The following is a 21,500-nucleotide window of genomic DNA, read 5'->3' on the forward strand; positions in this document are numbered from 1 at the left end:
GGGTAGGCAAAAGGCGACCCGATGCTCGTGCGACGGACTCCCTACCTCCATTCTCCTTGAATCCCGAACGCCGCCCAATAGTAGGGCGATCGCCATTCCTCGCTGTTTAACAATTCTAATTGGGCGGCCCGTAACGCGGCGGCGGGGGCGCGATCGCCGCCTAACATTTGACGGTAAAATCGCGCCATCAGGTCCGCAGTCGCCCGGTCGTCCACACTCCACAACGACACCGCGACCCGTTTCGCCCCCGCATACATGAAACCGCGCGTCAAACCGACGATTCCTTCTCCCCGGATTTGCTGTCCGAGTCCGGTTTCACAGGCACTCAACACTACTAATTCAGCTTGTAAATTGAGGTTGTACACTTCATGCAAGCGCAAAAAGCCATTTTGGACGTCGCCATCGGGTTCGACCAGGGAGAGGACTAATCCCGATAACTCCGGTTGTTCGCTGTTGAGAATGCCGTGAGTGGCAAAATGAATGATTTGGTATTGACTGAGGCGATCGCTCGTGGCACTGTTTTTATTGACCTCAAAATCAAACGCCGCTTCTCGTTGGTTCGGCGCAACCAGGTTTAAAATCGCCTCCGCTTCCGATCTCGTGTAGGGAAGGCGGGCAAAATCGACCCCAGCCATGCGGGCCGATCGCTCTAGCAGGGCGGTGGTGAACGAGTTATCCTCTTCAACTGTGGGGCGCCTTCCGGCCACCACGCGATCGTCGGTCGCACTAAAGACGGGATCGGCAAAAATTGCCAGCCGTTTCGGGGCGATCGCCCGTCCGTCAAAGTCGCGCCGCAACAGGGCTAACGTAGACGCCGAGGGCAACGTCACGATTTCGTGTTCTTCGATTAACAAGACCGGGCGATCGCCCGTTCGGTTCGGATGGGGCAAAGCGGCGAAGGGGACGTATTGCAAAGCGCCGTCGCCGACGACGAGCAAGCGGCGATCGCCCAACTCCTCGGCCACAGGTGCGAGAATTGTCTCACTTAATTCGGCTCCCACCCCTTGAATGCGTTCGGTATTGAAGCGATAACGCGGATCGGTCAGTGCTTGGCTAAATATACGGGCTTGCTGTTCGATCGTTTCCCGTGACGCCAGTTCGTAACTCGCAATGCGATCGTTCGTCACCACCCACAGGTAACTACGGGTTCCTCCCAGAAAATATTCGAGCAAGATCGTCTCGTCATCTAGCACTTCCCGTTGAATTTGTTCGAGAGAGAGGGGTTGCGGTTGGGTCAACGCGGCATAACGGGGAGAATTGGCGCGGATATCGGCGAGAACGGCGTTGTACTCTTCTAACAGACGGTCGATCTCACTTTCAATTTTGCCGACCTGTTGGCGGGGGTCGCCGAGGGCCAGCAGTTCGATCCGTTGTCGTTCCCGGGCGTCGAGTTGGGCTTTAATTTCGGTTTCGCGATCGAGCAATTGCGGATCGACTCCGGCGCGGATATCGGCTTGGGTTTCATTGAGAATTTCTAACAAGGAACGGGCGCGCGCCGCTTCACTGGCTTCAAAGGCTTTGATGTCGTAACCTTTGTCCGGATGGCGCTGGTGCAGTTCCATGAGGATATCGATATAAAGTTCGTAATAATCCTGTTTTTCGGCAAAAAATAGACTTCGCAACTGTTCGGAATTGACCTGCGATCGCACGTCTTCAATCTCGTTCAATGCTTCTTCAATTCGTTCTAAAGCCATTTCGAGATCCCCTTGCTGTCGATCTAAAGTGGCCAATCCAAATAAGACGAAAGTCGCCTTGCCAAAATTCCCGAGTTGGCGATTAATTTCCAAGGCTTGGTTAAAATTTTGCCGCGCCTTGTCCCACTGACCTAAATTCTGGTAAACTGTCCCTAAATTGGCCGTGATAATAGCAACTTTTTGCCGATCGCTCACCTCACGAGCTAAACTTAATCCTTGCTGGTAATAGTCTAAAGCTTGCTCTAGATTTTGTTGATTTAAATATTGGCTGCCGATATTGCTGAGAATATTTGCTTCTTCCGCGCGATCGCCGATTTGACGAGCAATCGCCAATGCTTTGCGGTACAGAGGTAAGGCGCGATCGCGCTGATTGTCATTAGCATAAATTCCCGCAATATTGTTGAGTATTGCTCCTTTTCCCACTAGATACCCTGTGGATTCGGTCATCGGTAAGGCGCGCTCGAATAACGCCAAGGCGCGCTCGCGATCGCCCAAATCTAAATATGTTTGACCGAGATTAATATAAGTCACTGCCTCGCCGAGGCGATCGCCGAGCGTCTGTTGCAATTGCAATACTTGTTCGTACAGATCTAACGCTTGTTGAAGTTTCCCCTGGATCGCATAAGAGACCGCTAAATTCGTCAGCGTATTGGCGATTCCTTGAGGGTCTTGGATTTCTCGTCGAATCTCTAAAGCTTGTTGGTAATAGTTGAATGCGGTTTCATTTTCGCCGATATGACTGTAGACCCCGGCGATATTGTTGAGTGTCGATCCTTCCCCGCGACGATCGCCCAATTCTTGCCGCAGTATTAGCGCTCGATTCAAATACTCTAAAGCGCGATCGCTCTCTCGTAGATCTGCATAAATTTGACCGATGTTGTTTAAAACTTCTGCTTCTCCCCAAGTATTTTCTACTTGCTGATATAAAGGTAGCGATCGTTCGAGGTTTTCCAAGGCGCGCTGGTAGTCTCCGCGAAACCAATAAATTGCGCCGATATTATTTAAGCTTTGGGCGGTTCCCGATAAATCCCCGATTTCTTGTCTTATTTCTAAAGCTTTTTGGTAATAAGTTAAAGCTGTATCAACTTCGCCGATTTCGTGGTAAACTTTGCCAATTCCTTGAAGTAACAAGCCTTGTCCGAGGCGATCGCCGAGGCGTTCCGCCAGGACGATCGCCGCTTCCCACTTGGCGATCGCCTCCCGGTAAGATTCGAGGGTCGCTCGCTCGAATAACTCCATCCCTTCACCGACGAACTGAATATAAGTGAGGCGATCGCGGTCGGCTTCCGTGGCCGATCGCCGTCCGACAATTCTCACTTGGTATTCACTCGCTTCCCCAGTAGGCGCGATCGCCGTAATTTCTAGGGTGTAGGTTCCTGTAGCGGGGGCGATCGCTTCGAGAACGTGACCGTCTGCGGTGGTTTCGGTATTGACTGGGGCGATCGCCGTTCCATCCGGTGCCATCAGTTGAAGCTCGATCTCGATTTCCGGTCCGCCGACCGCCAATTTTATATATTCTTGGTCGCCGAGAGTTACTTTATATAAACTTACTTGTCCGGGGGCGATCGTTCCCGTGGTTATTCCTTCCCCTAGGGGGGTGGCGTCGTCTGCTTCAGTGGATTGAGCGATCTTTTGGGCGACGTTCGTCCCGTTCTCGGGGGTCGCAACGGCGAGTAAGGGTTCGGGAACTCCCCGGACGCCGAGTAACGCGCTGGCGGCGATCGTTGCTAATCGAAGCAGGAACGTCGGGGAAAACGGAAGTAGCGATCGTTTCATGGCAAGTTTCATCGTATTTTCCGCAAAGTGGATTCTGAAAAGAGTCTTCCCAAAAGTACATTCCGAGGCGATCGCGATCGGATAATTCATCGTTAAAAAAGCAGGAAACAGCGCCTCGGAGCGCCTCGGAACTGATTTTTTGGGGATGAAGACATTAAATTTATCCGGGCGGCGAGTGACGTTTGACCCAGACGAGCTCAATTTGTTCCTCGAATCCCCCGCGTTCCTGGCGTCGGCGTTCCTGGAGGGCGATCGTCCGTGGGCTGCTAAAAGGGCGTCGATCGCTTCGTATGCCTCTTCTCTCCTTCTCGGGATAAAATTTTCGATCGCCGCCGTTTAATGCTTCTCAAGTAGCAGTTTTGAGAGAGTTTTCGACTCGAATGCTACAATTTGTAGACTTTTGGCTAATCACATCTCCCTAACTCAAATTCTGCAAAAGATTTAGGACGGTTTTCTAACAGGATTTTACCCCTTTTTAATAGAAGAGGGATTGGTCACTCCAATGTTTAGCCAAAATTGGTATTTTGGTGAGTTTAGCCTGTCGCTTTGAGAGATATTTTAATCAGGTTTTCGATTCTCCAGGGTTGACTTTCTACTTGATAAGTTTGACAACAGCAACCGGGAAGGGTAAAGTGTTGCTCGGAATCCAGGGTAATATCTGCTTGATAGGTGACGATCGCCCCCCTCGAATCGCGAACGTCTAGCTCGACGCGATCGCCTGCTTTAAGCGATCGAAATTGCACGGCATAATTTAGCCCGTCCCAGCCCCATTGTTTCAATAATTCTTTTTCTAAAACCTGCACGGTATTGGGTAACAAACCCCAACCACGATAAACGGAATAAAGATCGAGAATTGACCCCGATCGCGTTAAAATTGTTTGTAAACGATTCAGATCGAGATGGCCGTAGTAGCGCCCTTGGGGAAAATCGATCGCCGTCGGTGCTAAATGGTGTCCGCCGATATGACTCGTTTGCCAAATCCGCAGATTGGCGAGGTCACATCGATCGCTCATTTTCAAAGCTTTATAATAAAGTGGTTTGCCATATCTGGCGCAACAGCGATCGTTTTGTCCGTGGGTACAAATGAGAAGATCGCGCACCTGAGAATTGCTATTTTCTAATTCTAGAGAGTGGGTTTTAAGAAAACGTTCGATCGCGGGGGCAACTTCGGCCAGATCGGAAACAAAAAACTCGTAATGTTCGTATCGATTGGCAAATCCTTGAGATTTGTGATAAATAATAACGCGACGGCGATCGGGTTGAAAATACGCTGGATTGTAAATTAGCAAAATTCGCCGGGTAATCGGTTGCGATCGCCTGTAAAAGAGATCGCCGAGCGCGCGTAAGTTCTCGGGAATCTGTCGGGAATCGAGGTCGTAACTCGTCCAAGGGGGCGGACATTCAATTAAAAAATAAGTCTCGTAATGGCGTGCGGTTCCGCCGAGAAATATTCCCGACTGTCGCGCCAGATCGGAACAAAAAAATTCACTCATCGCAGTTCAATGGGGGTTTAAGCGATCGTTGGCTCAAATCGGGGTGTTGAGGACAAGTACGGTGACCCCGTTTCCCTTGGGGAAGCCCGCGAGAACCGAGGCGGTCTCGGGAAATTATTGAGAAATTATTTTAATAATAGATTGTCAATTGCCGATCGCGCGAGCGGGGGTCGAGTCACGGGGTGAGGACGCCGTAAACTAGCATCGGTAAACTATCATAGGGTCAGCCGCGATCGCCGCGCTAGATTGAGTCTGCACTTAGGAGAAGGACTGATGAACAAACGCACTGCTCTCGCCTCCACGATGTTGTTGGGCAGTTTTTGGATCGCTACCCCGGCGATCGCCGAAAATTTCCAACACCTGCAACAATTGATGTCTACCAAAGAATGCACGGGCTGCGATTTGAGTGGTTCGGGTTTAGTGCGGGCCGATCTGGCGGGGGCTCGTTTGAGTGGGGCGAATTTAACCCGGGCTAATCTCAGTCGGGCGAATTTGGCGGGGGCGGATCTGAGTGGGGCGAATTTGAGTGGGGCGTCCTTATTTGGCGCCAATTTGACTGGGGCGAATTTGACTGGGGCGAATTTGCGCGGGACGGATTTGCGAGAAGCGTATTTAGTCGATGTCGATTTCACCGATGCTCTGGTTGACAGTGCCTACGTGCAGGATGCCGTAGGTATGCCGTCGGAGCTGCTCAGTGTGGAGGAAGTGTATAACTGGGGAGTGGCCGAAGCGAAGCGCAAAAACCACAAAAAGGCGATCGCCTATTTCAATCGCGCCCTATCTCTGGATCCGGAGTTTGCTCCGGCATACTTGGCGCGAGCGGTCGTGCGTGCAGAAACGGGGGATACAAACGGGGCGATCGGGGATGCGGAAATCGCCTCGAAGTTATTCGCGATCGAAAATAACCCGCAAGCGTTCGACACGTCGCGCCTGTTGGTGGCGCAGTTACAAGCGCTGCAAGATCCGGAACGACAAAACCAAGGTCAAGGGGGGTCGTTCCTGCGGACCGTGGGGGCGATCGGAATCTCGATTTTGCGGTTGATGTTGTAGATTGTAGAAAAATTGTAGAAAAATTATAGAAACGTTGTAGAAACGTTAAGCAAACTAGGGGGCGATCGCCCATATTTTACCGCGATTTTTGTTGCGGAGCGATCGCCGTCACACCTTCCCTCGGGTTGCGATCGCGGAATTGCCAAGCTCGGTGGTTCAAGATAGAACCATCAGGGTCACACAGCGCGATTGACAGGCGCGATTTACAGGTGCCAGGGGAGTGTACGAACAATGGAAAGACTTATTTTAGCGGCGATCGTTACCTTATTACTCAACCTGTTTGTTGGGGGTGAATCTCCCAGTCGAGTGCAAAATACTTCCGATTCTGACTTCTCCGGTTCTCAACCGAGTATGATTCAGAAAATGTAATTAGATTTGAAATTTGAAATTGTATTCTGAGATCGACCTTTGGAAATAACCAAATTCCTTTAGGGACACGGCATTGCCGCGTCCCTTAAACCGATGAAATTGTACTAATTACGAGTCCAACTTTATCCCGCGAATCGATAAATCTAATAACTCCACGGGATGCATCAACGGAATGGCGCGATCGCTCGATTCCAAATGCTTTTTAATCTGTAAAGAACAGCCGGGATTGGGAGAAGTAATTAACTCGGCTCCCGTCGCCAGTAAATTATCGACCTTTTGGCGACCTAATTCGTCGGCAATTTCCGGCTGCAACATGTTGTAAACTCCCGCACTGCCACAACATAAAGCCGCATCGAGAGGTTCGCGCAATTCAACGCCGGGAATTTGTCGTAAGACTTGCCGAGGTTGGGCGCTAATTTTTTGGCCGTGCAGTAAGTGACAGGCATCTTGATAAACAAGGGTTAAAGGCCGATCGCTCACCGGAGATAAGGGGGCGCTCAAGCCAACTTCGGCGAGGAATTCATGCACGTCGCGGACTTTTTGAGAAAAGGCGATCGCCCGATCGCGGTAAGCCGGATCGTCGCGTAAAATATGGCCGTACTCTTTGAGGGTATGACCGCATCCGGCGGCGTTAATAATGATAAAATCGACGTCGGTGCCTGCAAACGCTTCGATCGTCTGGCGGGCGATCGCGCGGGCTTGTTCTTCCTGTCCTTGGTGGGCCGCCAGTGCGGAACAGCAGCCCTGCGATCGCGGAATAACCACTTCGCAGCCATTCGCCGTCAGTACCCGCGCCGTCGCCTCGTTTACGGAAGAGAAAAACAGGCGTTGAACGCATCCTAAAATCATGCCGACGCGATAGCGTTTTTCTCCTCGAGCGGGAATCAAATCCGGGAGATCGTCGCGGAGAGCATCGAGACGCACTCGGGGTAAAATCGATTCCATCGCGGCCAAACGAGGGAAAACTTTCGAGAGGATCCCGCTCGATCGCACCAGCTTTTGCAAGCCCGATTGTTGATAGAAAAACAGGGGCAGTAACAGAACCCTGAGACGATTGGGATAGGGAAATAAATTAAAAATCAAACTGCGTAAAACCCGATCGCCTAACGGTCGTTCGATCTGGCGTTCCACTTGCGGACGGGTATCGGCAATGAGGCGATCGTACTTGACCTCCGAAGGGCAGGTCGTGACGCACGCCAAACAGCCGAGACAGGTATCGAAATGCTGGCTGGTGGTTTGGGCTAATGGTGCTTCTCCTTTGTGAATGGCATCCATCAAATAAATGCGTCCTCGTGGGGAGTCCATTTCCTTACCGATGACGCGATAACTCGGACAAGTTGCCAGACAAAAGCCGCAGTGAACGCAGGTATCGATTAACTCCGGTTGCGGCGGGTGGTGGCGGTCGAATCCGGGGTATTCGGATTCGGGAAGTTCCCGAGTTAAGTGAGGGTTATCGTTGAGAAAGGTACTCGATTTAGCGGGAATTCGGGTTTCGCGATCGGTGGTGGTCGGGTTGGAAGGGGACATAAGCGATCGTTAACTGGCAAACAGTAAAGACAAAGAAGGACGAGAAAGAATCGAAAGAATTAGAGGGGGTCGAGGAAGCGATGGGGACTCAAAATCGAGTCGGGATCGAATTTTTGTTTGATTTTGCGAGTAATTTCTAAAGCATTCCCGGTATAACCCCAAATATCGAGCTGGGTTTTGACCGAGAGCGGGGCGCACAGAATGCTAAGAAAACCGCCGTTCGCTTCGCAGTGCGATCGCACTTGACGCAGGCTAGAAGTGCTTTCGGTGTGAGTACAAAGACGACCGATCCCGGTGGTGGCATGAATCCAGCCGAAGGACGATCGCCCGAGGCTTTCATCGATCGCGACGGCAGTGCGAACGGCAGCCGAAGGTCTGACTCCTATTTTGCAGGCGATCGCCCCCTCTCGGGAACCATTATCGATTTGTTCTCTCAATTGTTGCCATAAAGCCGCATCCGAGTCGTCCGGGTAAGCGGTGGCGTGCAAGCCGAGGGTTTCGCCGACGGCGATCGCGCGATCGCCCTGCTGCCGGACACTTTCGGGGATACTTTGGAAGCGGATCAACAAAGCGACCTGTTCGCCGAGATCGAGCGATCGCGCCAAGCCGGGAGAGAGCAAATCTACTGCCGTCGGCGTCAGGGCCGAACCGAACAGGGTTTGAGTCGCTTGGGCGATCGCGTCTGCCTCGCCGGAAAGCACCACCGTTCTGGAGGTCGGCGGTTTGGGATAGACCCGAAACGTCACTTGGGCGATCGCCGCCAGGGTGCCGAACGATCCGGTCAGCAACTTCATCAAGTCGTATCCGGCCACATTTTTGACCACCCGACTGCCTGCCTTGACCAATTCGCCATCGGCGCGCACGAACGAGAGACCGAGCAGTTGGTCGCGAACCCCCCGATAGCGAGCCCGCCAACTGCCCGTATCGGCAGTAGCGACGATCCCGCCGAGGGTGGCGCGATCGCCGTAACTCGGATCGAGGGCGAGAAACTGGTTATCCGTCGCCAGTAAAGCTTGCAAGTCCCTCAACTTCATCCCCGCTTCCACGGTCACCGTCAGATCGCCGACGGCGCGCTCGATCGTGCGATCGAGGTGTCGGGTGGAGATCGCGGCTCGAATCCCGCGTGGAATGCCGCCCCAATCTAACTTCGTCCCCGAACCGCACGGCAACACGGGCCAATGCTGTTTGGCGGCCCAAGCGACCGCCTCGGCGAGTTGTTCGACCGTGTGGGGATACAAAATACAATCGGGGGGCGAATCGGGAGGAAAAGCCCGTTGGAAGGACGCTCGCGTGTCGCGATCGAGGGCATCCCACTCGATCGCCGAATCGTCATCTAAAATTTTTTTAAATTCCCGTGCGATCGCGTTCATTTAAAACACTATTAGCTTAAGTTTCCGTCGATCCCCCCGAGAGCAGTCCCTGGGGATCGCTGATTTTCATCTTTAAGATCTTAGCGGCAATTGCTTCGGGAATGCTGCTCGGAGATCTGCCGCTTCTGGGTCGGCGCGGTGTGAATCAGGCGGCGATCGCTCCAAAGTCGAGATCCAATTGGGACGCCAACCCTTTTAAATGGAGAGAACATAGAGTTTGGCGATCGAAACGGCGACCTCGATCCCGAATCGATCGCCAGACCCGTTTTATTAAGCACTATAGGGAAGTCAATGACCTTTATTGCGACTACTCTCACGACTCTAATTTCCATTCTCGTCGTTCTCGTCGGGCCGAAAATGGCTGAAGAGAAATATCGAACCCCGATCCGCGCGATCGCCCTGCTTGTGGGTCTCGTCGCTGCCGCCGCATCCGTTTTTAAAACCCTCGCGATCGTTCCGGCGGGCAAAGTCGGCGTCGTCGAAGTCTTCGGAACCGTGATGCCGCGCGCCTTAGGGCCGGGGGTTCACCCGGTCAACCCCTTGGGGAAAGTCGTGCAGTTTTCGACCCGCTTGCGCGACATCAAAGAAACTGTAACCGCCACCTCCCAAGAAGGGTTGAGCTTGAGCATCGACGTCAGCTTGCAATACAAACTCGACCCGACAACGGCGCCGGATGTCTATCAAGAAATTGGCAAAGACGAAACCGACATCCTCATTTCTCGCTTTCGCGCCATCATCCGCGAAATCGTCGCCGCCTACGACGCCCGCAGTATTTATACCGACAAACGGCAAGAAATCGCCCAACGTTTGCGTCAGGAGATGAGAGCTTCCTTAACGCCGTTGGGGTTTGAAGTCGAAACCGCCTTACTGCGAGATGTTGCCCTCCCGGAAAACTTGCAAGCGGCGATCGAAGAAAAATTGCAAGCGGAACAAGAAAGCCAGCGCATGGAATTTGTCTTGCAAAAAGAGCGTCAGGAAGCCGAACGCAAGAAGATCGAAGCCCAAGGAATTGCCGATTTCCAGTCGATCGTCTCTCAAGGCTTGACCTCGCAATTTTTGCAGTGGAAGAGCATCGAAGCGACTCAAAATTTGGCAAATTCTAACAATAGTAAAGTGGTGATTATGGGAGGAGGCGTGAGCGATTCCGGTACGCCTCCCGTGATTTTGCAACCTTAAATAGGGTTAAAAACCGATGGATAACAGACAAAATTGGTATATCGTCAAGTCCGATGGCGGCGATTGCGCGATCGTCTCCGAAAATGATTTAGAAGCCTCGCCACCGCCCGAAATTATCGAACAATGGGGGCCGTTTCCGTCTCCTGATGCGGCGATCGCCCGTCGGGTGGGATTGATTCGTGCCGGAAAATGTAAACCGCGCTAAATCCTCCAGTTTGGCGATCCCTACGCTAAAGTATCAAGAAAGCATACGGGAGTTTGCGATGTGTATTTGCATTAACTGCCATTACGTCGATCGCTGCACCACCTACCATGCAGTCGAACACCAACACCAACAACCCCATTTAACGGAAACCCCCGATTTTGAAGCCGTCGAACCGACGATAAACGTCAATATTCGCCATCGCGACAACGAAATTGAAATGGAATGGGATGTCGTCGGTTGCGAAAGTTTTACCGAAGAAATGGGGAAATGGGCGCGCCTGCGTCCCGGTGAATTAATTCCCACCTAAAAAGGTCTGCGATCTTTGTTCGATGGGGCTACAAATGGGGTGAAGTTTCGCCCCATTTTTAAACTTTTTAGAGGGAAAATAAAAGCAGTACGACAGCCGATCGCCCCCGGTCGAGCAACCCAGGCACGAGGACTCGCCGGATCCTCCAGTTGGGGGAGAGACATTTTCGAGAAAAATTCGATAGGATTTGATTAGCTCGAATGGAATCAAATTCAATCCGCGTTCTTTCCATCTCCGTGTAACGAATGGGGGATAAATTACCGTGCAATTCCACCCTGGGGAAAGAAGGAACGCGACTGGAGCGACGATGAGGAACGACCGATGAATGAAATTGCCGGATATATTTTAACGGAAAAAATTTACGAGAGCCAGCATACCCGAGTTTATCGAGGCGTACAACCCAAACAGAATCGTTCGGCGATCATCAAAGTTCCCACCCCAGATTATCCGAGCCTCAATGAAATTTCTCGCTTTAAAAATCAATACACGATCGCCAAAAATTTAGACATTCCTGGAGTCGTCAAACCCCTGGACTTAATCGCCTATCAAAATAGTTTTGCCTTAATCCTCGAAGACTTTGGCGCCATTTCCTTAAAAGAATATCTTAACAGATCTCCCCTTCCCGTCGGACAATTTTTAACCATTGCTCTCGAACTGAGCCAAATTCTCCGACAACTCAGCGATCGCGATATCGTTCACAAAGATATCAAACCGGATAATATCCTCATCAATCCGCAAACCGGAGAAGTCAAACTCAGCGATTTTAGTATTTCCGCACGCCTGCCAAAAGACACCCATTCTCTCAAAACTGCCGGACAATTACAAGGGACCTTAAACTATATTGCTCCCGAACAAACAGGTCGCATCAATCGTGGGATAGATCGTCGAACCGATCTCTATTCTCTCGGGGTGACTTTTTATGAAATGACCACCGGACAAGTCCCTTTTCAAATTAACGATCCCGTCGAATTAGTTTACTGCCATCTTGCCAGAGAAGCGCGATCGCCCGATCGCCTCAACCGCAAATTACCCCCAATTTTAGCCCAAATTATTTTAAAATTAATGGCAAAAAATCCCGAAGATCGCTATCAAAGCGCGCGGGGATTATCTCGGGATCTCAAAACTTGTTCGAGCCAATTTCAAAGTTCCGGAACGATTGACAGTTTTACCCTCGGTTGTGACGATCGCGCCGGACAGTTTCAACTTCCCGAAAAACTCTACGGTCGGGATTTGGAAATTATCCAGTTAACGAATGCTTTTCACCGAATTCTGCCCCCTTCAACCCCAGAAACACCGGAACAAACAGGCGATCGCAAGATCGGCGATTACAAGCAAATGGTGCTGGTCAGTGGTACCTCGGGAACGGGGAAATCGGCGCTAATTTCGGAAATGCAACGTCCCATTCTTCGCCAACGGGGTTATTTTATTACCGGAAAATTCGACCAATTTCAACATGACATTCCTTTTGCTCCCATCCTCGACGCCTTTCGCCAAATCTTGCGGCTTATTTTAACAGAAAGCAGCGAAAATATTGAGAAATGGAAGCGCAGACTGATGCGATCTTTAGGAATTAATGCCAGCGCGATCGTGTCCGTCATTCCCGAATTAGAATTACTCCTCGGTAACATCGATCCCGTCGTCGAAGAAATCGGCGCTGTCGAAGCCGAAAATCGCTTTAACTTTGCCTTTCATAACTTTATCCGTAGCTTCAGCGATAGCGATCGCCCGATTGTCTTATTCCTCGATGACTTGCAGTGGGTCGATGCGGCGTCTTTAAAGTTAATCGAACGGCTGATGTTGGATCGAGATATCGGCTATTTTTTAATTGTAGGAGCCTATCGCAGTAATGAAGTCGATCCCCTTCATCCGTTAATGTTAACCGTCGATCGCATTGAAAAACAAGGAGGGGCGATCGAACGGATTCATTTGCAACCCATTGGCAAAAGCGACCTCTATCTTTTCGTTGCCGACGCCCTCAAGTCTTCCCTTACAGAAACGGCAGAACTCAGCGAACTAATTTATGAAAAAACAGGAGGAAATCCCTTTTTTGCCAGTCAGTTACTCATTTCTTTAGCCTCTGAAGGACTATTTACTTACGACCCCGATCTCGACTGCTGGAATTACGACTTATTTGCGATTGAAACGCAAGATTTAACCGATGATGTAGTCGAATTTACCAGCAAAAAATTAGCCAAACTCCCCAGTCAAACTCGCGAACTACTGACCTTAGCCGCTTGTATCGGCAATACCTTTAATCTCGAAACATTGGCGATCGTTTCCCAACATCCTCCCAGCCAAGTCGCGGCAGATTTATCCCCCGCTTTAGAGGCGAGTTCGATCGTCGCTCTCGACGAGACCTATCACGTGTTTGAAGAGGCAAATCTACCGGATAAATTAGTATACAATTCGACGGCGATCGCTGCGAGCAAACCCGAATCTGCTTTCGATCGCTTTCCCAATTATCAATTTTTTCACGATCGCGTCCAACAAGCTGCCTATTTATTTTTAAGTCATACGGAAAAAGCTGCCAATCACTACAAAATTGGTCAATTGCTATTAGCCAATACCTCAGAAGAAAGCCGAGAAGAAAAGCTATTTGAAATTGTCAACCATCTGAATATGGCGAGCGCGGCGATCGTCAATCCCGCCGAACGACAACATCTCGCCGAATTGAATCTAGAAGCGGGACGAAAAGTTAAATTAGCGACCGCTTACGAAACCGCAGTTCGCTACTTTGAAACGGCGATCGACTGTCTCGACGATCGCCGTTGGAGCGATCGCTATTCGTTTACCTTAGAACTGTATCTCGAACTGCTAGAAGTCCAATATTTAAGTACAGATTTTGACGCCGCCAGTCAAACTGCCGAATATTTATTAGAGCGATCGCTCGATTTGCGCGATCGCGTCCGGGTTTACGAACTGCAAATCCAGATGAATATCGCTCAACTCAAACTCTTAGAAGCGGTACAAACAGGTTTGCACGTTCTCCAACTTCTCGATATCGATTTAATCACAACCCCGCCAAAAGAACAGGCGATCGAAACCTTAATCGACCTCCCGGAAATGACCGATCCGGACAAACTCGCAGCGATGCGAATTTTAAGGACAATTTTCTCTCCTGCTTATGTCGCCAAACCGGAGTTATTGCCGATCGTCATTTTCACGATGGTTCATCTGTCTTTAACCTTTGGCAATTGTCCGCTTTCCGCCTATGCTTATGCAGTTTATGCCCTCATTTTATGCGGTCCGATCGCCGATATCGATATGGGCTATCGCTATGGCAAATTAGCCTTAAAAGTGCTGCAACGCTTCAACGCCAAACCCCTCAACTGTCAAGTCACTAATTTATTTAATGCATTCGTCCGACCGTGGAAAAAACATGCGCGAGATACCTTACAAGATTTAGAATTTGCCCTGCAATCGGGACTGGAAACTGGGGATATTGAATACGTCGGTCACAGTGCAATTAATTACACGATTAATAGCTGGTTTTCCGGCATGGATTTAGAAGGGTTCGCGCACAAAACCGGAGAGTTTATCAATCTGACGCGCAAACTCAAACAAGAATATGCGATGGAGTCGCAACAAGTTTTCCATCAATTGAGTTTAAATTTACTCGGACAATCCCCGAATCCGTGCGAACTGAGGGGAGAAACTTTGGACGAATCTAAAGCAATTACGCAAGCGATCGCGCGTAACAATGCAACCACTTTATTTTTCATCTACTTATCTAAAACTATTTTATATTACTTATTTGGCGAAGGCGATCGCGCCGTTGCCGCCGCCACCGAAGCTCGCAAATATATCGATTCCGTTCCCGCTTCCATGACCGTCGGCGAGCATTATTTTTACGAATCCCTCGCTTTACTTGCCTGTGCTTCTCCCTCTCCCTCTCCCTTAGAAAATGAGGTTAAAATTCGACTCGATAGTAACGTAAAAAAACTTCAGTTTTGGGCAAAACATGCCCCAGAAAATTACCAGCATAAGGCCGATTTAATTGCCGCCGAATTAGCACGAGTTTCTGGCAAAATTGCCGAAGCCATGGAACTTTACGATCGCGCGATCGCCGAAGCCAGAGATAGCGATTACATCCAGGAAGAAGCGATCGCCTCCGAACGGGCGGGACTGTTTTATTTAGAACTAGGACGAGTAAAAATCGCCCGTCTTTATCTCACCGATGCCTACTACGGTTATGCCCGGTGGGGGGCGGTGGCAAAAGTGAACGATTTAGACGGACGTTACTCGCAATTTCTATTAAAAAATCGCGGTACGGTTTCGACTGACGTATTCGATACCACCGAAACGATTTCGATCGTAACGACGAACACCAGTACGAGTATCAATACTTCTGAAACCTCGGTTTTAGATTGGACGACGGTGATGAGAACTGCCTTATTTTTATCGGAAGAATTAGTTCTTGAAAACTTAATCGATAAAATGATGGAGGCGATTTTAGAAACTACAGGCGCCCAAAAAGGGATTTTAATTTTAGAAAAAGATCGTCGTTTAACCGTAGAAGCAGCGAAAATCTTAGGAATGGAATCTGAGAATTTACTATCGGGTTCTATTCCCTTAGAACAGTGCGATTATCTCTCGCCGGGAATCGTCCGTTATGTGGAACGAACCGGAGAGATCCTACTTCTCAACGATGCCCGTCACGAAGAAATTTGTATCGGAGATCCTTATGTAATGCGGGTCAAGCCGCGATCGCTGTTGTGCGCGCCGATCGTCCATAAGGGCAAAGTTTTGGGGATTATTTATTTAGAAAATAACTTATCGCCGGGAGTGTTTACCGCCCAACGGTTGGAAGTGTTGCAATTGTTGTGTTCTCAAGCAGCGATTTCTTTAGAAAATGCTCTGCTCTATCAAGATTTAGAGCGATCGCTGCACGAGTTACAACAAACTCAATTGCAATTGGTTCACAACGAGAAAATGTCGAGTTTGGGGCAGTTAATTGCAGGGGTAGCCCATGAAATTAACAATCCGGTCGGGTTCGTTTCTGGGAATCTAACCCACGCGATCGCCTACGTTGACGACATATTAACCCACTTGCAACTGTATCGCCAATTTTATCCCGAAGCCGTGGCGGACATTCAAGAACACGCGGAAGAAATCGATCTCGACTACGCGATCGAAGATTTGCCAGAATTACTTTCTTCAATGAAGTTAGGTACCGATCGCATCCGCGAAATTGTCAAATCCTTAAAGAATTTTTCGCGCAAAAAAACCGACCGCAAAATGGCGGCGGACTTACGCGAAGGACTCGACAGCACTTTATTAATTCTCTCGAATCGGATTAAGGCTAAAGGAACGAAGCCGGAAATTAAAATTATCAAAGAATATGGGGACGTTCCTTTAGTCGAATGTTTCATCGGACAGCTCAATCAAGTGTTTATGAATCTGCTCGCCAACGCGATCGATTCTTTGGAAGATAAACTAGAACGATTGAGATTAGAGGAACGTTCGTTCGTGCCAGAAATTCGCATTCAACTGAACCCGATCGCCCCGAATGAGGTAGAGGTGACGATCGCAGATAACGGGGCCGGGATGAGTGAAACTGTGCGATCGCAGTTATTTAAAACCTTTTTTACGACAAAACCGCAAGGGAAAGGAACCGGGTTGGGGTTGTCGATTTCCCATCAAATTGTGGTCGAAAAACACGGCGGTCGGATCGAATGTCGTTCGACCCTGGGTGAAGGAACCGAATTTGCGATCGCCTTACCCGTCAAAGCACTGAATTAAGAAAGGGGCGCCCGTCCCACGGCGGCGAGAACTTGCATCGGGCCGAGGGCTTTGAGTCGGGCGAGTTGTTCGGCGTTGCGAACCAGTAAGGCCCCGGCAAATCCGAGGGAGTTGACGGAAATGGACTCGAAACATTCGTGCGATCGCCCGACGACGAGCATCCAATCTCGGGTCGCCAACCAGTTATACGGTTCGGATTGGCGTTCTCCTGTACTTCCTTCGACTTCCAGGCCGATCGCTCGCAACAATTTGCGATACAGTTGCAAGGCTTCGACCGTCCCTTCGTCGGGAGATTTGCCCCAGTCGGGATCGAGTTTGCCGACGGCGTGAACGAAGGGAAAGTCCCCAACGGTGCCGATTTCGCCGTCATACTCGGCGCGGGCGATCGCCGAGGCGATCGGCAGGGGGGTGGAGGAGTCGGGAGTTAAAGGCAGGGGAACTAACTGCAAATGTTTGTGGGGTTGGCTGGCCCCCGCCACCCGACCGCCATTGTAGAAGGCCAAGCTGGGAAACTCGGTGAGACAGGCTCCGATCGCCTCGAAATCTCGCCGAGTGAGTAACTCTTGTTGGTCTTCAAACTCGCGGGTGACCACGAGCAGGTGATGGTCTACGACGTTAAATTTATTGAGCAGACACAGGTGGGTTTCGGAGAGGTCGGCGACAAATAAATCGCGATCGTAAGGTAAAAAGGGGTTGAAAGATTTTCCAGTTTTTTCACTTTTTCGCTGCTGCTTTCGTTTGGCGGCTTCTTTGCGCGCGAGATTTTGGAGAATACGCACCAGGAAAGGAATGCCGTTTTCCTCGACGATTTCACAATCGGTGGGAATCGATTGCAAGGCGCCACGGTCGAGGGCGATTGCGGTTTGTTCGGTGACGCGGGTCCACAAGCGACCGGGTTCGAGGCGCAAAGCGTCGTGTACTTTGGGGGAATTCTCGGACATGGGGACAGGGGAAGCAGCAACAAAAAGGGCGATCGTGCCTTTGGGTCGATCCACTGTAAAGCAAAACGAGCGCTTTTCGCAAAGCTGAGATCGGCAATACCAGGGAAAATTGGCGATCTCCGCGCCGTGAAATCCCTTTGTAGTTTCCCTTTAACTAATGACTCGAACGCCCATTTTTGTTTCTTTATATTAAGGCTTGGGATCGGAGTCAGAGGATTCCTTTATCATAGATAAAGAAGATTGTTTTCATTAATTTAGTGGAGAATTTAGAGAAAAATTGGCCTAAATTTCTCTGAAATCTCGTTCCTATAGTTGCTTAGGGCTTAATCTTCGAGATTGGGAGTTTGGGTCGAGCAAAAATCGCAGCGTTTTCCGACAAATCAGCCCCCCGAGCGATCGTTGTTGTCGAGCAGTTTTAGGTGGGTGGGGGATCGCACCGTTCGTCTCCTAAGAGGGCGATCGGGGGTTTTGGTGTCGGAGTAGATTTCCGATTCGATGTTTCCATTTGTTTTCCAATTGTCAACCTGTAATCGCATCGACTCATCCCGGCCATCGAGATCGGTAACGTTTCGATTTTACGGTTGTTTAGCATAGGGTTGGATTTAGAACAATGTCTCCAAATACGATTGAATCCGTCTTACAAGAAGAACGTCTTTTCTCACCTCCTGTAAATTTCTCAAAAAATGCCCGAATTCAAACCTGGGAAGCTTATCAAGAACTTTATGAAAAAGCACGAAGCGATCCGGAAAGCTTCTGGGCCGAGATCGCCGAACGAGAATTACATTGGTTTAAAAAGTGGGACAAAGTTCTCGACTGGAAGCCTCCATTCGCGCAGTGGTTTGTCGGAGGACAGCTCAATTTGTGCTACAACTGTCTCGATCGCCATTTAGACGGCGATCGCCGGGACAAACCCGCGTTAATTTGGGAAGGAGAACCGGGAGATTGCCGGATCATCACTTACGCCCAATTACACCGCGAAGTTTGTGAGATGGCGAACGCCCTCAAACACTTGGGCGTCCGCAAAGGCGATCGGGTCGGCATTTATCTGCCCATGATTCCGGAAGCGGCGATCGCCATGCTCGCCTGCGCCCGCATCGGCGCCCCCCACACCGTCGTTTTTGGCGGATTTAGTGCCGAAGCCCTCAAAGACCGCCTCCTCGACGCCAACGCCAAAGTCCTGATTACCGCCGATGGTGGCTGGCGTAAAGAGGAAATCGTCCATCTCAAACAACAAGTCGATAAAGCCCTGGCTGACGATAAAGTTCCCAGCATCGAACACGTCATCGTCGTCCGGCGAACCGGACACCCGATTCATATCGAACCCGGACGGGACTTGTGGTGGGACGACCTCCAAGAAGAAGCCTCCGACCAATGCCCCGCCGAACCGATGGACAGCGAAGACCCCGCCTTCATCCTCTACACCTCCGGAACCACGGGCAAACCGAAAGGCGTCGTCCACACCACGGGCGGCTACAACTTGTACACCCACATCACCACTCAATGGGTGTTCGACTTGCAAGAAAACGATGTTTTCTGGTGTACCGCCGATGTCGGCTGGATTACCGGACACAGCTACATCGTTTACGGTCCGCTTTCCAACGGCGCCACCATTTTGATGTACGAAGGCGCCCCGCGACCCTCGAATCCCGGCTGCTTGTGGGATTTAGTCGAAAAACACCGGGTCACGATCTTTTATACCGCCCCCACGGCGATCCGCTTGTTCATCAAAATGGGGGAAGAACTGCCCAAAGCCCGCGACTTGTCCTCCTTGCGCTTGTTGGGCACCGTTGGCGAACCGATCAACCCCAGTGCTTGGATGTGGTATCACCGGGTCATCGGCGGCGAACGCTGTCCGATTGTCGATACCTGGTGGCAAACGGAAACCGGGGGGATTATGATTACTCCCTTACCCGGCGTGACCAAAACGAAACCGGGTTCGGCGACGTTCCCCTTCCCCGGTATTATTGCCGATGTCGTCGATTTGGACGGCAACCCGGTCGGCGAGAATCAAGGGGGCTATTTGGTCATCAAATATCCGTGGCCGAGTATGATTCGCACGGTATATAAAAATCCCGATCGTTACCGCAGCACGTATTGGGAAAACATTCCCCCTAAAAATGGTGAGTATATGTATTTTACTGGAGATGGCGCACGCCGCGATCGCGATGGTTATTTGTGGGTGATGGGTCGGATCGACGACGTGATTAACGTTGCCGGACACCGCCTCGGAACGATGGAGGTGGAGTCTGCGTTAGTCTCTCACCCCGCCGTCGCGGAAGCGGCAGTCGTCGGCAAACCCAGCGAACTGAAAGGTGAAGAAATTATTGCGTTTATTACCTTAGAAGACAGTTACGTTCCCTCGGAAGAACTGAAAAAAGAACTGAAAAATCGAGTCGTCGAAGAAATCGGCGCCCTCGCCCGTCCGGAAGATATTCAGTTCTGCGAGGCATTACCGAAGACGCGATCGGGTAAAATTGTCCGGCGTTTACTGCGATCGCTGGCCGCCGGAGAAGAGGTCTCTGGCGATACTTCTACCCTCGAAGACCGCAGCGTCCTCGATAAATTACGTAATGTATAGCTAATTTTCACCGATGATAGGATTTCCTAGGTCGATCGCCGCGATCGACGATCCCCCCAAACCCCCTTAAAAAAGGGGGGAGTCCGCTCAAGTCCCCCTTTTTAAGCAGGGCATTTTTAAACTCAGAGCTTACAAGTAAAATAAAAGCGATCTTTCCGCGATAAAGTCAAAGAAAGATCGCTATTTTTTCGATTTTAAACTGATGTTATCCCTCTTCTGTCGTTTTCGGAAATCGCGATCGCCGTATCCCCGATCGGGAGACATTTAGGCGGCTGCGACCTTATTTTTGAGTTTTTATTAGGAAAATCCGTCGCGATCGCCGAGCTTATAAGAGTTTTAGAATTCAGTCAAGACAAGGGTTCTCCTAGAGGGACAGAAGAGGGATAACTCTCTTGTCAAACGGGGGTAAAATCCTGGTATAGCATTTTCCTCTGCTATGCAAGACATTTAGATCCCCCTCAATCCCCCTTAAAAAGGGGGACTTTCGTCTAGATCCCCCTCAATCCCCCTCGCCAGGTAGGGGTTTGGTTACCAAACCCCCACTTTCCTCGTTCCCCCCGAAATCCCCCCAACCCCCCTTTGAAAGGGGGGCGAAGGGGGGATAGGGGGATCGGCACTGTACCCGATCGGATCGCCCGAGTGCTGTAAGTTCAGGACAAAAGAAGGATAAAATCGGGTTCTTTACAGGAACAAACCGTAATTACCCGATTTGAAAAGCGCGATCGCTCATTCTACCGTAGCCGACCAATTCCGGTAAGGATTGCGCACTAAATTCACATTAAAGTAACGCGGATCGTCCGATACTTCTCGACCGACCCAATCCGGGAGCGAGATCGCCTGATTTTCGTCCGTCAATTCGACTTCAGCAACGATCAAACCGTCATTTTCTCCAGAAAATTCATCAATTTCCCAGACGAGATCGCCGACTTTAATTTGATATCGAATTTTTTCAATTAAGGGAGGATCGCATAAATTATCGAGCAAAGTTCGGGCATGTTCGAGGGGAATTGGATATTCAAACTCCGCCCGAGAATTGCCTTCAGTCGGTCCTTTAATCGTTAAAAAACCGCGATCGCCAACAATGCGAACGCGCACGGAACGACCGCGATCGGTGGGAATATACCCCTGACGGTAAAGGGTTCCCGTTGCCATCGCCCGCCAACTCTCATTTTTTAGTAAAAATTTGCGCTCTATTTCAGTCGGCATAAGTTCGTATCCGTGCCAAATGTTCTAACTGTTTTCCTGGTGATTTTGCTGGTTATTTTGAGTATT

The 21,500-nt window shown here is 50.3% G+C and carries 13 protein-coding genes; 7 read left to right on the forward strand and 6 right to left on the reverse strand.

The genetic code is table 11. The annotated features are described in order from the left end of the window. Nucleotides 1–41: 41 nt before the first annotated feature. Both JJD41_RS14585 and JJD41_RS14590 read right to left on the reverse strand, forming a co-directional pair. Nucleotides 42–3,482, reverse strand: a complete 3,441-nt coding sequence (locus tag JJD41_RS14585) for a CHAT domain-containing tetratricopeptide repeat protein (RefSeq protein WP_234488838.1) — start codon at nt 3,480–3,482, stop codon at nt 42–44. 521 nt (nt 3,483–4,003) lie between these two features. Further along, nucleotides 4,004–4,963: a sucrase ferredoxin gene (locus tag JJD41_RS14590; RefSeq protein WP_200667651.1), complete on the reverse strand. Its 960-nt coding sequence runs from the start codon at nt 4,961–4,963 to the stop codon at nt 4,004–4,006. Nucleotides 4,964–5,236: 273 nt separating this feature from the next. Between JJD41_RS14590 and JJD41_RS14595 the strand changes: the two genes are divergently transcribed. Continuing rightward, nucleotides 5,237–6,013, forward strand: coding sequence for a pentapeptide repeat-containing protein (locus JJD41_RS14595; RefSeq protein ID WP_200667660.1), 777 nt, complete (start codon nt 5,237–5,239; stop codon nt 6,011–6,013). A 231-nt stretch (nt 6,014–6,244) separates the two neighbouring features. Further along, nucleotides 6,245–6,382, forward strand: coding sequence for a hypothetical protein (locus tag JJD41_RS14600; RefSeq protein ID WP_200667662.1), 138 nt, complete (start codon nt 6,245–6,247; stop codon nt 6,380–6,382). A gap of 108 nt (nt 6,383–6,490) precedes the next feature. On the opposite strand, the gene JJD41_RS14605 is transcribed toward JJD41_RS14600, so the two are convergent. Then, nucleotides 6,491–7,909: a (Fe-S)-binding protein gene (locus JJD41_RS14605; protein WP_200667664.1), complete on the reverse strand. Its 1,419-nt coding sequence runs from the start codon at nt 7,907–7,909 to the stop codon at nt 6,491–6,493. A gap of 59 nt (nt 7,910–7,968) precedes the next feature. Beyond that, on the reverse strand, nt 7,969–9,279 hold the full coding sequence (locus tag JJD41_RS14610; protein ID WP_200667666.1) for an FAD-binding oxidoreductase: 1,311 nt from the start codon (nt 9,277–9,279) through the stop codon (nt 7,969–7,971). 291 nt (nt 9,280–9,570) lie between these two features. On the opposite strand from JJD41_RS14610, the gene JJD41_RS14615 reads away from it, so the two are divergent. The 4 genes from JJD41_RS14615 (at nt 9,571) to JJD41_RS14630 (ending at nt 16,709) form a co-directional block, all read left to right on the forward strand. Continuing rightward, nucleotides 9,571–10,455: a prohibitin family protein gene (locus tag JJD41_RS14615; RefSeq protein WP_200667668.1), complete on the forward strand. Its 885-nt coding sequence runs from the start codon at nt 9,571–9,573 to the stop codon at nt 10,453–10,455. A 16-nt stretch (nt 10,456–10,471) separates the two neighbouring features. Beyond that, a complete protein-coding gene (locus JJD41_RS14620) occupies nt 10,472–10,660 on the forward strand; it encodes a DDE transposase family protein (RefSeq protein ID WP_200667670.1) in 189 nt (62 codons plus the stop codon). Between the two features lie 58 nt (nt 10,661–10,718). Then, nucleotides 10,719–10,967: a Ycf34 family protein gene (locus JJD41_RS14625; RefSeq protein WP_200667672.1), complete on the forward strand. Its 249-nt coding sequence runs from the start codon at nt 10,719–10,721 to the stop codon at nt 10,965–10,967. Between the two features lie 321 nt (nt 10,968–11,288). After that, a complete protein-coding gene (locus tag JJD41_RS14630; protein ID WP_200667674.1) occupies nt 11,289–16,709 on the forward strand; it encodes a trifunctional serine/threonine-protein kinase/ATP-binding protein/sensor histidine kinase in 5,421 nt (1,806 codons plus the stop codon). Here the strand turns inward: JJD41_RS14630 and JJD41_RS14635 are convergent. After that, on the reverse strand, nt 16,706–17,650 hold the full coding sequence (locus JJD41_RS14635) for an ATP adenylyltransferase family protein (RefSeq protein ID WP_200667676.1): 945 nt from the start codon (nt 17,648–17,650) through the stop codon (nt 16,706–16,708). The genes JJD41_RS14630 and JJD41_RS14635 overlap by 4 nt on opposite strands. 610 nt (nt 17,651–18,260) lie before the next feature. Here JJD41_RS14635 and acs point away from each other — a divergent pair. Continuing rightward, nucleotides 18,261–20,228 carry an acetate--CoA ligase gene (gene acs / locus JJD41_RS14640; RefSeq protein WP_200667678.1) on the forward strand — a complete coding sequence of 656 codons (1,968 nt, stop codon included), beginning with the start codon at nt 18,261–18,263 and terminating at the stop codon, nt 20,226–20,228. A 726-nt stretch (nt 20,229–20,954) separates the two neighbouring features. Here acs and JJD41_RS14645 read toward each other — a convergent pair. Beyond that, nucleotides 20,955–21,434, reverse strand: coding sequence for a CYTH domain-containing protein (locus JJD41_RS14645; protein WP_200667680.1), 480 nt, complete (start codon nt 21,432–21,434; stop codon nt 20,955–20,957). Nucleotides 21,435–21,500: the final 66 nt, after the last annotated feature.

The organism is Oxynema mangrovii CENA135 (assembly GCF_016632315.1).
Taxonomy (GTDB): Bacteria; Cyanobacteriota; Cyanobacteriia; order Cyanobacteriales; family Laspinemataceae; genus Oxynema; species Oxynema aestuarii.